A 12,122-nucleotide genomic window follows, 5' to 3' on the forward strand; every position below is an offset into this window, starting at 1 on the left:
CCCCACGAGATGTTCCGACAGATTGCGGCCAACTGTCGAAGGCGGGGTGGGTCCGGTTGAGGGGGCGTGAGCCGCATGGATGCGGCGACCGAGCTTACATGGACGTACTTGCAGCGTCCCCCGCAACCGGACCGACCCCGCCAACCCACGGATAGCCAGCTTCTGCTGTTGCTTCTGCTGTTGCTTCGGCCCTGGCTTGCAGCAGGTGCAGGGCTGCAAGCCCTGCAAACCCACCCTCCCTCAGTGAACAGCAGGCCGCGACGGCGGCAGCCACGCCGCCACGATGCCGAGCAGCGGCAGGAACGCGGTCAGGTGGTACACGTACTCGATGCTGGTCTTGTCCGCCAGCAGGCCGAGCACGGCTGCACCCAACCCGCCCATGCCGAACGCGAAGCCGAAGAACAGGCCGGACACCATGCCGATGCGGTGCGGCATCATTTCCTGCGCATAGACCACGATCGCCGAGAATGCCGATGACAGCACGAAACCGATCAGCACGGCCAGCACCGTGGTCCAGAACAGATCCGCATGCGGCAGCATCAGCGCGAACGGCGCCACGCCCAGGATCGAGGTCCAGATGATCGGCTTGCGGCCAATGCGATCACCCAGCGGACCACCCAGGAAGCCGCCGGCGGCCGACGCCACCAGGAACGCGAACAGGTGCAGCTGCGCCTGTGCCACCGGAATCCCGAAGTGATGGATCAGGTAGAAGGTGAAGTAGCTGCCGATGCTGGCCATGTAGAAGTACTTGCTGAAGATCAGCACCAGCAGGATCGCCAGCACCTTGGCCACGGTGCGCGGCGGATGGCGCGGGGCCATCGACGCGGTGCTGACCGGGCGCGGGGTGCCCAGGTGCAGCGCGTACCAGCGGCCGACATAGGTCAGCAGCGCGATGCCGATCAGTGCAGCGCCAGCAAACCACGACGCGGCATGCTGGCCATACGGCACGATCACCGCGGCGGCGATCAACGGGCCAAGCGCAGTGCCGAAATTGCCGCCGACCTGGAACACCGACTGCGCGAAGCCATGGCGACCGCCCGAGGCCAGCCGCGCGATGCGCGACGCCTCCGGGTGGAAGATCGCCGAACCGATGCCGACCATCGCCGCCGCCATCAACACCACCGCGTAGTTCGGTGCGAAGCCGAGCAGCAGCATGCCGCACAGGGTCGAGGCCATGCCGATCGGCAACGAGTACGGCGCCGGGCGGCGGTCGGTGGCCATGCCGATCAACGGCTGGAAGATCGAAGCGGTGAGCTGGTAGGTCAGCGTGATCAGGCCGATCTGGGTAAAGCTCAGGTTGAAGCCGCCCTTGATCACCGGATAGATCGCCAGGATCAGCGACTGCATCATGTCGTTGACGACATGCGAGGTGGAAATGGCGGCCAGCACGCCGGGAGCCACTGGGCGTGCGGGTGTTGCGGGGGAAGCCAAGGCGGACATGGACGCAGTCAGGTTGGGGGCGAGCCACGCATGCTACGGTTGCGCTCTCTTCCCTTCTGCCGCGTTCGGGTCATGCCCTATCGCAAAAAGGACATTGCCAGCGATGTCGATCCGGCCGCACCGTGGCGGGAGGTGCCGCTGCATCGCCCTGTCACCTACCGGGTTACCCAGTACCCGGCCGGCACCCATATCGCAGGCCACAAGCACCAGCGCCACCAGCTGGTCTATGCCATCTCCGGGCTGATGGTGGTGCGCTCGGAAGTCGGTCGCTGGGTCGTGCCCTCCACCCGCGCAATCTGGATGCCGGCGGGCATGGTGCACGCGGTGGACTGCATCGCCGCCGTGCACATGCGCAGCCTGTACATCGATCCGTCATTCGCCCCGCACCTGCCATCCGAACCATTTGCGGTACAGGTGGCACCGCTGCTGCGCGAACTGCTGCAGGCCGCCACGCTGATCAAGGGGGAGCACATCGAAGACAGCCGCGATGGCCGCGTGGTGCGCCTGCTGTTGGACGAACTGCACCGCATGGACGTGCTGCCGCTGCACCTGCCCGCCCCGACCGACCCGCGCCTGCGGCGGATCTGCCAGCACCTGCAGAAGCATCCGGGTGACGACGCCACGTTGCAGGACTGGGCGCAGGCGCTGGAGGTGGACGTGAAAACCATCCAGCGCCACTTCGCCCACGAGCTGGGCATGACCTTCGGGCAATGGCGGCAGCAGGCACGGCTGCTGGCCGCGATGGAACGACTGGCGACCGGCGACAAGGTCATCGATGTCGCGCTGGCGACGGGCTACGACAGCCCCAGCGCGTTCACCAGCATGTTCAAGCGGCAGTTGGGGCAGACGCCCGCGGCATTTTTCCGGTAACCGCATTCACGCATGGCGTGGATCTGCCACAGCGGCGTATGCCCGGCGGAAACCACCGCCGCCCGCAAACGAAAACGCCGGGCATGGCCCGGCGCTACCGTTCACCGTCTGCGTTGAGAACTCAGGACGTCATCCGGTCCCAGAAGCCCTTCACGCCATCCATGAAGGTGGCCGACTTCGGCGAATGCTTACGCGCTTCCTCGCCGACGAAGGTGGCTTCGAACTGCTCCAGCAGCTTGCGCTGTTCGTTGGTGAGGTTCACCGGCGTCTCCACCACCACACGGCAGTACAGGTCGCCTTCGCTGCGGCTGCGAACCGAACGCACGCCCTTGCCGCGCAGGCGGAACAGCTTGCCGGTCTGGGTCTCGGCCGGAATGCGGATCTCCGCTTCGCCGCCCAGGGTGGCCACGCGCACGGTGTCACCCAATGCGGCCTGCGAGATGCGGATCGGCACTTCGCAGTGCAGGTCGTCGCCATCGCGCTGGAAGATGGCGTGCTCGCGCACGCGCACTTCCACGTACAGGTCACCCGGCGGCGTACCGGCCGGGCCGGCCTCGCCCTCGCCCTGCAGGCGGATTCGGTCACCGGTGTCGACGCCGGCCGGCACCTTCACCGACAGCACCTTGTCTTCCTCGACACGGCCGTTGCCGTGGCAGGTCTTGCAGGGCTTGGCGATGATCTGGCCACGGCCGCCGCAGTTGTGGCAGGCCTGCTGCATGGCGAAGATGCCGCGCTGGATGCGCACCTGGCCACGGCCATGGCACACATTGCAGGTTTCGACCTTGCCGTCTTCGGAGCCACTGCCATCGCAGTCGCCGCACTCGGCCAGAGTCGGAATCTCGATGCGGCGCTCGACGCCGCGCACGGCTTCTTCCAGGTCCAGCTCCATCACGTAGCCGATATCGGCGCCGCGACGGGCCTGGCGCGGACCACCGCCCCCGCCGCCAAAGATGTTGCCGAAGATATCGCCGAAGATATCGTTCATGTCCGGGCCGCCCGGACCACCGCCGCCCATGCCGTGCTCGAACGCAGCGTGGCCGTGGCTGTCATACATGCGGCGCTTGTTGCCGTCGGACAGCACTTCGTAGGCTTCCTTGCACTCCTTGAAGGAGGCTTCGGCCGCCGCATCACCCGGGTTGCGGTCCGGGTGGAACTTCATCGCACAGCGACGGTAGGCCTTCTTCAGCTCGTCGTCGGTGGCGGTGCGGGCAACGCCCAGCACTTCGTAGTAATCGCGCTTGCTCATATCGTGAATCGGGTTCCGAAACGTCGGGATTCGTCAAAGCGGAAGAGCGGAACCAGGTCCGCTCTTGCGTCGGGCGCCCCGACACGCCGGTGGGCGGTCAGGACCCTGATGCGACAACGGGACGCTGGTGGCCAGCGTCCCGCGTCGGTCCGGATCAGGACTTCTTGTCGTCCTTGACTTCGGTGAACTCAGCGTCGACCACGTCATCCTGCGCCTTGCCGGCATTGCCGGCGTCGGCGCCCGGGGCACCGCCCTGGTCGGCCGAAGCAGCGGCGAACAGCGACTGGCCAGCCTCTTCCAGCGCCTTCGACTTGGCTTCGATCTGTGCCTTGTCGTCACCCTTCATCGCGGTTTCCAGGTCGGCCAGCGCGGCCTCGACCTTGCCGATGACATCGCCGCCGACCTTGCTGCCGTGCTCGGTGATGGCGCTGCGGGTGCCGTGGATCAGGGCGTCGGCCTGGTTGCGGGCCTGCACCAGCTCCTGGAACTTCTTGTCTTCTTCGCGGTTGGCTTCCGCGTCGGCGACCATGCGTGCGATCTCCTCCTCGGACAGGCCCGAACCGGCCTTGATCTCGACCTTCTGTTCCTTGTTGGTCTTCTTGTCCTTGGCCGACACGTGCAGGATGCCGTTGGCGTCGATGTCGAAGGACACTTCCACCTGCGGCAGGCCACGCGGGGCCGGCTCGATGCCGGACAGGTCGAACTTGGCCAGCGACTTGTTGAAGCGGGCCTGTTCGCGCTCACCCTGCAGCACGTGCACGGTCACGGCCGACTGGTTGTCCTCGGCGGTGGAGAACACCTGCGAGGCCTTGGTCGGGATGGTGGTGTTCTTCTCGATGATCTTGGTGAACACGCCGCCCATGGTCTCGATGCCCAGCGACAGCGGGGTCACGTCCAGCAGCAGCACGTCCTTGACGTCGCCGCCCAGCACGCCGCCCTGGATGGCCGCGCCCAGTGCCACGGCTTCGTCCGGGTTGACGTCCTTGCGCGGTTCCTTGCCGAAGAACTCGGTCACCGCCTGCTGCACCTTCGGCATGCGGGTCTGGCCACCGACCAGGATCACTTCGCTGATGTCGCTCGAACGCAGGCCGGCATCGTTCAGGGCGACGCGGCACGGCTCGATCGACTTCTTGATCAGGTCGTCCACCAGCGCTTCCAGCTTGGCGCGGGTCAGCTTGATGTTCAGGTGCTTCGGACCCGACGCGTCAGCGGTGACGTACGGCAGGTTCACTTCGGTCTGCTGGGCGCTGGACAGCTCGATCTTGGCGCGCTCGGCAGCATCCTTCAAGCGCTGCAGGGCCAGCGGATCCTTGCGCAGGTCGATGCCCTGGTCCTTGTTGAATTCTTCAACCAGGTACTCGATGACGCGGTTGTCGAAGTCTTCGCCGCCCAGGAAGGTGTCGCCGTTGGTGGCCAGCACTTCGAACTGCTTCTCGCCGTCGACGTTGGCGATCTCGATCACCGACACGTCGAAGGTGCCGCCGCCCAGGTCGTACACCACGATCTTGCGATCCTTGTTGTCGCCCTTGTCCAGGCCATAGGCCAGTGCGGCCGCGGTCGGCTCGTTGATGATGCGCTTGACGTCCAGGCCGGCGATGCGGCCGGCGTCCTTGGTCGCCTGGCGCTGGCTGTCGTTGAAGTAGGCCGGCACGGTGATGACCGCTTCGGTGACCTTCTCACCGAGGAAGTCCTCGGCGGTCTTCTTCATCTTTTCCAGCACCTTGGCCGAGATTTCCTGCGGGGCCATCTTCTTGCCGTCGCTGGTGGCCACCCAGGCATCGCCATTGTCATGGGCCAGGATGCTGTACGGGACGTGGGCGATGTCCTTCTGCACTTCGGCGTCGGTGAACTTGCGGCCGATCAGGCGCTTCACCGCGTAGAAGGTGTTCTTCGGGTTGGTCACGGCCTGGCGCTTGGCCGAGGCGCCGACCAGGACTTCGCCGTCCTTGGTGTAGGCGACGATCGACGGGGTGGTGCGATCGCCTTCCGAATTCTCGATGACGCGGGCCTTGCCGCCGTCCATGATCGCCACGCACGAGTTGGTGGTGCCGAGGTCGATACCAATGATCTTGCCCATGGGGGAGACTCCTGAGGATGCTTGTTGGTGTCAGTCCGGCCGTTCGGCCGGTGGATGAATACGATGTGGGGGAGGCTCGTGGAACATTCAAGCCATCTCCCGAACGCTGTGTTTCCGGTCGTCCGGCGCGTTCAGCGTCGGGCCGGGTCGCGGGTCATTCCCGCCTCCCGGCCCCGCAGGGTCAGTCGGCGGCCACCACCACCAGCGCCGGCCGCAGCAGGCGCTCGTTGAGCAGGTAGCCCTTCTGGAACACGGTGACCACGCTGCCCGGGGCTGCGCCCGGGGTCGGCACCTGGCTGATGGCCTGGTGGTGTTCCGGGTTGAACGGCTGGCCGATCGGGTCCAGCAGCACCAGGCCGTTGTCGGCGGCCACCTTCAGCAGCTGCTTGTAGGTCAGCTCCAGGCCTTCGCGCAGCGGGTGCGGGTCGTCGCCGGCGGCTTTCAGGCCGGCATCCAGGCTGTCGAACACCGGCAGCAGCTCGCCCAGCAGCTTCTCGTTGGCGAACTTGCGGGCCTGCTCGATGTCACGGGCCACGCGCTTGCGCTGGTTCTCCAGGTCGGCGCGCTCACGCAGCGCATCGGCCTTGATCTGCTCGACTTCGGCGCGCAGGCGCTCCACTTCGTCGTTGACGCCGGCGGCGGCAGCCGCGTCGGCGGCACTCTGCTGGGATTCGATATCTGGATGTTCTTGGTTCATGTCTGGGTCCCTGGCGGTCACTCTCCGCCTCCACCCACCCTAGTGTGGGCGGGATGCTGCGTTTCAAGCGTCGGATGTTCCCGGCGTGCGTCCAGCCGGCGAAAAGGCCGCGCCGAGCACATCGGCGGTGGCCTGGACCAGCGGGATCATGCGGTCGTAGGCCATGCGCTTGGGGCCGATCACGCCCAGCACGCCCAGCACCTGGCCGTTGGCGGTGTACGGGGCAGTGACCAGCGAGACGCCCTGCAGCGGCATCATCCCGGTCTCCTCGCCGATGAAGATGCGCACGCCCGGCGCCTGGATGGTCCGCTCCAGCAGCTGCAGGATCTCGCGCTTGCTGGAGAACAACTCGAACAGCTCGCGCAGGCGCTCCAGGTCGGACAGGTCCTGTACCCCCATCAGGCGGGTCTGGCCGGCCACCAGCATGTCGTCGGCCGCTGGCTGCAGGGCCTGCTCGGCCAGCTCGATGCTGTGCGCCAGCAGCTGCTCCAGCTCGGAGCGGGCGTCGCGCAGCTCCAGCAGCAGGCGGGTACGGATCTCGGCCATCGGCAGGCCGGCGAAATGGGCATTGAGGTAGTTGGCGACCTGCTCCAGCTGGCCCGGCGCGAACTCCTGGCGGGTCTCGATGACCCGGTTCTGCACCTCGTTGTCGGCGAACACCAGGATCGCCAGCACCCGGCGACCGTCCAGCGCCACGAAATCGATCTGGCGGAAGGCGAACTGCTCGCGTCGCGGCGCGCTGACCACGCCGACGAAGTGGCTCATCGCCGAGAGCAGCTCCGAGGCGCTGCCGAGCAGGGCCTGGGTGCTGCCGCCGCCAGCCAGCTCCTGGCGCAACCGGGCCAGCTCGCCCTCGCCCGGCGGCTGCATCTGCAGCAGGCTGTCGACGAACACCCGGTAGCCATGCGCGGTCGGGACGCGCCCGGCCGAGGTATGCGGCGAGGCCAGCAGCCCCAGGTCCTCAAGGTCGCCGAGGATGTTGCGGATGGTGGCCGGGCTGACCTCCAGGCCGGCCACGCGCGCCAGCGTCTGCGAGCCGACCGGCTCACCGTCCTGGATGTAACGCGCGATCAGCGTGCGCAGCAGATGGCGCGCACGCGGGGCAAGCTGGTCGGGAGAACCGTGCATGGAATCAACCTGTGAGACACGGACACTAGATAATGGCGACGCATCACCTTGGCAAGTCATTGGACCTCCCTCGCCCGCGTGCTAGCGTTGCGCGGCTGCTGATACCCCCTTACCCATGCTCAGACATCTTTCGATCAAGGATTTCGCCGTCGTCCGCGCCACCGAACTGGAGTTCGGGCCAGGCATGACCGTAGTTTCAGGCGAGACCGGCGCCGGCAAGTCGCTGATGGTCGACGCGCTGGGCTTCCTGTCCGGCCTGCGCGCCGACAGCGGCGTGGTCCGCCATGGCGCCGCCCGCGCCGAGCTTTCGGCCGAGTTCGCACTGGAGCAGCTGCAGGCCGCGCGCCAGTGGCTGGCCGACAACGAGCTGGACGATGAGGAACAGTGCCAGCTGCGCCGGGTGATCCGCGCCGATGGCGGTTCGCGGGCCTGGATCAATGGCCGCCCGGTGACCCTGGCGCAGCTGGGCGACCTGGCCTCCCTGCTGGTGGAGATCCACGGGCAGCACGAACAGCAGGCCCTGCTGACGCGCCCGTCGCAGCTGGCCCTGCTCGACGCCTATGCACGCAACGAAAACGAACGCCGCCAGGTGCGCCGCGCCGCCGCGGCCTGGCAGGCACTGGTCGATGAATCGCTGGCGCTGTCGCAACAGGGCGACGTCAGTGACCGGATCGGCTTCCTGGAACACCAGCTGCGCGAGCTCGACCGTGAAGACCTGGAACCGGAGTCGATCGCCGCGCTCGGCGCCAGCCACCGCCGCCAGGCCCACGCCAGCGCCCTGCTGAGCGCCTGCCAGGCGGCCAGCAACCAGCTCAACGGCGACGACGGCAGTTCCGCACTGGACCTGCTGCAGCAGGTACGCCACGAACTGTCACGCCTGATCGAACACGACCCGCGCCTGGGCGAGGTGGACGGCCTGATCGAGAATGCCTCGATCCAGCTGCACGAAGCCCTGTCGCTGCTGGACCGGGTGCACGACGACCTCGACGCCGACCCGGAGCAGTTCGAAGAGAACGAGCGCCGCCTCGGCCGCCTGCACGACCTGGCACGCAAGCACCGCGTGCCGATGGATGAGCTGGGCGCGCAGCGCGAGCGCATGCATGCCGAAGTGGAACAGCTGCGCGGTGCCGACGAGCGCCTGCAGCGCCTGGCCGGCGAGATCGACAAGGCCGCTGCGGCCTGGCGCGTGCAGGCCGAGGTGCTGACCGCCAGCCGCCGCAATGCCGCCGCCGAGCTGTCGGCTACCACCACCGGCATCATCTCCGAGCTCGGCATGGGCGGTGGCCAGTTCCTGATCGAGCTGGAACCGCAGGATGCCGGCAAGCCCGATCCGCAGGGTGCCGAGCGCGTGGAATTCCTGGTCGCGGCCAATGCCGGCCAACCGCCGCGCGCCCTGCGCAAGGTCGCCTCGGGCGGTGAACTGTCACGTATCTCGCTGGCCATCGAAGTCGCCGCGCTGGACCTGGATGCGGTGCCGACGATGGTGTTCGACGAGGTCGACTCCGGCATCGGCGGCGCCGTGGCCGACATCGTCGGCCAGAAGCTGCGCGCCCTCGGCGAGAAGCGCCAGGTGCTATGCGTGACCCACCTGCCGCAGGTCGCCTCCAAGGGCCACGCGCATTACCGGGTCAGCAAGGCGCCAGTGGAAGGCATGACCCAGAGCGCAGTGGAAAAGCTGGACAGCAAGGCGCGCGAGGAAGAGCTGGCACGCATGCTCGGCGGCGTGGAAGTGAGCAAGGAAGCGCGCGCCGCTGCGCGCAAGCTGCTGCAGGTGTAGCGCCGGCGGAGCCGAGCATGGGCTCGGCTCTACAGGAACATCCCGAACGAAACCGACATGTAGAGCCGAGCCCATGCTCGGCTTCTGTCCGCCGGCTCTCTCACCCCAACGGCCGCGCCAGATCCACGTTCTCCACCAGGTAATCCAGGAACGCGCGCACCCGCAGCGGCAGGTAGCCGCCCTGCCCCAGGAACACCGCGTGCACCTCTTCCAGGTCACCGGGATTGGCTTCCTCCAGCACCGGCAGCAGGCGTCCGGCAGCGATGTCGGCCTGCACCTGGAACGCTGCCAGCCGTGCCATGCCCAGCCCCCCCAGCACCAGCTGGCGCAGTGCATCGCCGTTGCTGGCACGGGCGTTGCCGCTGGGCAGCAGCATCCGTTCGCGACCGTCCTGCAGCAGCGGCCAACCCTGCATCGCCCGCGCATGGCCAATGTCCAGACGGTTGTGCGACTGCAAGTCCTCCACGGTGGCCGGCAGGCCATGCCGTTGCGCATAGGCCGGCGCGGCCACGATCATCATCCGCGTCGCGCCCAGCCGCCGCGCCACCAGGCTGGAGCTCTTCAGGGGACCGGCCCGCACCGCCACATCGGTGCGCTGCTCCAGCAGATCGATCACCTCGTCGTTGAGGGTCAGGTCCACGCCTACCTGCGGGTTGCGCTGCAGGAACACCGGCAGCAGCGGCAACAGGAAATGCTGGCCGAACGGCACATTGGAATTGACCCGCAGGCGTCCACGCGGCTCGGCGTGGGCACTGGCACAGCGCTCGGCCTCGTCCAGGTCGGCCAGCACGCGCAGGCCGCGCTCGTAGAACGCGCAGCCCTCGGGAGTCAGCTGCAGCTGGCGGGTGGAACGCTGCAGCAGGCGTGTCCCCAGCCGCTGTTCCAGCCTCGCCACCAGCTTGCTGACCGCCGACGGGGTCATCTCCAACGTTCGGGCGGCCGCGGAAAAGCCCCCGGTCTCGATCACCCGCACGAACACTTCAAGTTCGCCGGATCGGTTGATGTCGGAGCGCGCCATGGCAATGAATCCCGTTCACAGATGATTTTCCATGCGCAGTCTAGTTCACAGATGAGTGCGGAATCACCATGGCCTTCCCTCCACCCGGGATTGCCCGATGAACCGCTTCAACCAGCTCGTAGCCACCGCATTGATCGGTCTGTCCGGCGCCGCCAGCGCCGCCTCTGCCCCGCACTGGGTGGCCAGCTGGCAGGCCAGCCCGCAACCGGTCTGGGGAGCGGACTTCCTGTTCCCGTCACTGATACCGGCGTCGCTGCACGACCAGACCTTCCGCCAGACCGCGCGCATCAGCCTGGGCGGCCCCCGCCTGCGGGTGCGGCTGAGCAATGCCTATGGCACCCAGCCGCTGCGGATCGGCGGTGCCAGCGTCGCGCCGCAGGCCGGTGCGACGCCGCATCAGCTCCGCTTCGATGGCCGGCCCGAGGTGCTGATCGGCCCCGGCCAGGAACGGCTGAGCGATCCGCTGCCGCTGGCGGTGCAGGACCGTCAAGCGCTGCAGGTCAGCGTCTTTGTGCCGGAGTCGACGCCGTTGCAGACCTTCCACTGGGACGGCCGCCAGACCAGCTGGATCGCCCCCGGCGACCAGAGCCTGGCGCGCGAGCTGGACAGGGCCAGCGCCACCACGGCCCGCCTGTTCCTGACCGGCATTGAAGTCGAGGCCCCGACCAGCGCACGCAGCGTGGTGGTGATCGGCGATTCGATCACCGACGGCGCCACCGCCAGCCTCGACCGGGACCAGCGCTGGACCGACCACCTGGCCGCCCGCCTGGCCCCGCAGGGGGTGGCGGTGGTCAGTGCCGGCATCTCCGGTGGCCGCCTCTTGCGCGACGGCATGGGCGAAGCCGCGCTGGCCCGCTTTCAACGCGATGCGCTGGATCAGCCTGGCGTGTCCAGCGTGATCGTGCTGATCGGCATCAATGACATCAGCTGGCCCGGCACCGCCTTCGCGCGCAAGCAGGCGCGGCCCACGCTTGCCGAACTGCAGGCGGGCTACCGCGCCCTGGCCGGACAGGCCCATCGCCGTGGCGTTCGGATCGTGGGCGCGACCCTGCCGCCGTTCGCTGGCGCCCTGCCCGGTACGCCGCTGGACGACTACTACCAGCCGGACAAGGACGCCCTGCGCAGCCAGCTCAATGCGTGGCTGCGCACCGACGGCCCGTTTGACGCAGTGATCGACCTGGACGCGGCGCTGCGCGACCCGGCCGATCCGTCGCGGATGGCCGCCGCCTATGACTCCGGCGACCACCTGCACCCGGGTGACGCGGGGAACCGGGCGATGGCAGAGGCGGTGGATCTGGACGCGGTGCTTGGAGGTCAGGGGTCAGAGCCCTTTTCCCATGGAAAAGGGCTCTGACCCCAGCATCAGGCCCACCAACGAAAAACCCCGGGCAGGCCCGGGGTTTCGTCGCATATGGCTGGCCGGATCGGCTTACTTGCGCTTCTTGCGCACGTACAGCACCAGCGAGTGCTCTTCCAGCTCGTAGCCGTGGTCGGCTGCAATCTTGCGCTGCAGCTCCTCGATCTCGTGGCTTTCGAACTCGATGATCTTGCCGCTGTCCACGTCGACCATATGGTCGTGGTGGCCGCCACGGTCCAGCTCGTAGACGGCCTGGCCGCCTTCGAAATTGTGCTTGAGCACGAGGCCGGCGGCCTCGAACTGGGTCAGCACCCGGTAGACCGTAGCCAGGCCGATCTCATCGCCATGCTCCAGCAGCTGGCGGTAGATGTCTTCGGCGGTCATGTGGTGCTGGGCATTGCGCTGCTCGAGCAGCGCCAGGATCCGCATCCGCGGATGGGTCACCTTCAGGCCGACTTTACGCAGGTCGTGGGTTTCCATAGGTCTCCGTTCATTGGCGATTTAGCGCCAGC

Annotated in this window: 10 protein-coding genes; 3 read left to right on the forward strand and 7 right to left on the reverse strand. The window is 67.5% G+C overall.

Annotated features, from left to right (window positions below; all coding sequences use genetic code 11):
• Positions 1-240 precede the first annotated feature (240 nt).
• Positions 241-1,440: an MFS transporter gene (locus V3B41_RS15405; RefSeq protein ID WP_329861660.1), complete on the reverse strand. Its 1,200-nt coding sequence runs from the start codon at positions 1,438-1,440 to the stop codon at positions 241-243.
• A 72-nt stretch (positions 1,441-1,512) separates the two neighbouring features.
• Here V3B41_RS15405 and V3B41_RS15410 point away from each other — a divergent pair, with 72 nt between their 5' ends.
• Positions 1,513-2,310, forward strand: coding sequence for a helix-turn-helix transcriptional regulator (locus V3B41_RS15410; RefSeq protein WP_049429552.1), 798 nt, complete (start codon positions 1,513-1,515; stop codon positions 2,308-2,310).
• A 121-nt stretch (positions 2,311-2,431) separates the two neighbouring features.
• Here the strand turns inward: V3B41_RS15410 and dnaJ are convergent, their stop codons facing one another.
• The 4 genes from dnaJ to hrcA form a co-directional block, all read right to left on the reverse strand.
• Positions 2,432-3,556 carry a molecular chaperone DnaJ gene (gene dnaJ / locus V3B41_RS15415; RefSeq protein WP_014036853.1) on the reverse strand — a complete coding sequence of 375 codons (1,125 nt, stop codon included), beginning with the start codon at positions 3,554-3,556 and terminating at the stop codon, positions 2,432-2,434.
• A gap of 154 nt (positions 3,557-3,710) precedes the next feature.
• A complete protein-coding gene (dnaK, locus tag V3B41_RS15420; RefSeq protein WP_005409241.1) occupies positions 3,711-5,633 on the reverse strand; it encodes a molecular chaperone DnaK in 1,923 nt (640 codons plus the stop codon).
• Positions 5,634-5,814: 181 nt separating this feature from the next.
• Positions 5,815-6,330, reverse strand: a complete 516-nt coding sequence (grpE, locus tag V3B41_RS15425) for a nucleotide exchange factor GrpE (protein WP_197651231.1) — start codon at positions 6,328-6,330, stop codon at positions 5,815-5,817.
• A gap of 63 nt (positions 6,331-6,393) precedes the next feature.
• Positions 6,394-7,458: a heat-inducible transcriptional repressor HrcA gene (gene hrcA / locus V3B41_RS15430; RefSeq protein ID WP_010484463.1), complete on the reverse strand. Its 1,065-nt coding sequence runs from the start codon at positions 7,456-7,458 to the stop codon at positions 6,394-6,396.
• 115 nt (positions 7,459-7,573) lie between these two features.
• On the opposite strand from hrcA, the gene recN reads away from it, so the two are divergent.
• On the forward strand, positions 7,574-9,235 hold the full coding sequence (gene recN / locus V3B41_RS15435) for a DNA repair protein RecN (RefSeq protein WP_049429555.1): 1,662 nt from the start codon (positions 7,574-7,576) through the stop codon (positions 9,233-9,235).
• A gap of 100 nt (positions 9,236-9,335) precedes the next feature.
• Here recN and V3B41_RS15440 read toward each other — a convergent pair whose 3' ends face one another.
• Positions 9,336-10,253 (reverse strand): LysR family transcriptional regulator, encoded by a 918-nt coding sequence (locus V3B41_RS15440; protein ID WP_049429556.1) that lies wholly within the window; start codon positions 10,251-10,253, stop codon positions 9,336-9,338.
• Positions 10,254-10,350: 97 nt separating this feature from the next.
• On the opposite strand from V3B41_RS15440, the gene V3B41_RS15445 reads away from it, so the two are divergent.
• The gene (locus V3B41_RS15445) at positions 10,351-11,607 is read left to right on the forward strand and encodes an SGNH/GDSL hydrolase family protein (protein WP_329861661.1); all 1,257 of its coding nucleotides are present in this window, start codon (positions 10,351-10,353) and stop codon (positions 11,605-11,607) included.
• A 75-nt stretch (positions 11,608-11,682) separates the two neighbouring features.
• On the opposite strand, the gene fur is transcribed toward V3B41_RS15445, so the two are convergent.
• A complete protein-coding gene (fur, locus tag V3B41_RS15450) occupies positions 11,683-12,090 on the reverse strand; it encodes a ferric iron uptake transcriptional regulator (RefSeq protein ID WP_005409235.1) in 408 nt (135 codons plus the stop codon).
• Between the last annotated feature and the right edge of the window lie 32 nt (positions 12,091-12,122).

The sequence above is a fragment of the Stenotrophomonas sp. SMYL89 genome (genome assembly GCF_036319985.1).
GTDB lineage: Bacteria > Pseudomonadota > Gammaproteobacteria > Xanthomonadales > Xanthomonadaceae > Stenotrophomonas > Stenotrophomonas maltophilia_Q.

Excerpts from the sequence above, each read along its gene's own strand:
- V3B41_RS15405 (WP_329861660.1), bottom strand. The coding sequence starts at position 1,440 with ATGTCCGCCTTGGCTTCCCCCGCAACACCCGCACGCCCAGTGGCTCCC.
- V3B41_RS15410 (WP_049429552.1), top strand. The coding sequence starts at position 1,513 with ATGCCCTATCGCAAAAAGGACATTGCCAGCGATGTCGATCCGGCCGCA.
- dnaJ (WP_014036853.1), bottom strand. The coding sequence starts at position 3,556 with ATGAGCAAGCGCGATTACTACGAAGTGCTGGGCGTTGCCCGCACCGCC.
- dnaK (WP_005409241.1), bottom strand. The coding sequence starts at position 5,633 with ATGGGCAAGATCATTGGTATCGACCTCGGCACCACCAACTCGTGCGTG.
- grpE (WP_197651231.1), bottom strand. The coding sequence starts at position 6,330 with ATGAACCAAGAACATCCAGATATCGAATCCCAGCAGAGTGCCGCCGAC.
- hrcA (WP_010484463.1), bottom strand. The coding sequence starts at position 7,458 with ATGCACGGTTCTCCCGACCAGCTTGCCCCGCGTGCGCGCCATCTGCTG.
- recN (WP_049429555.1), top strand. The coding sequence starts at position 7,574 with ATGCTCAGACATCTTTCGATCAAGGATTTCGCCGTCGTCCGCGCCACC.
- V3B41_RS15440 (WP_049429556.1), bottom strand. The coding sequence starts at position 10,253 with ATGGCGCGCTCCGACATCAACCGATCCGGCGAACTTGAAGTGTTCGTG.
- V3B41_RS15445 (WP_329861661.1), top strand. The coding sequence starts at position 10,351 with ATGAACCGCTTCAACCAGCTCGTAGCCACCGCATTGATCGGTCTGTCC.
- fur (WP_005409235.1), bottom strand. The coding sequence starts at position 12,090 with ATGGAAACCCACGACCTGCGTAAAGTCGGCCTGAAGGTGACCCATCCG.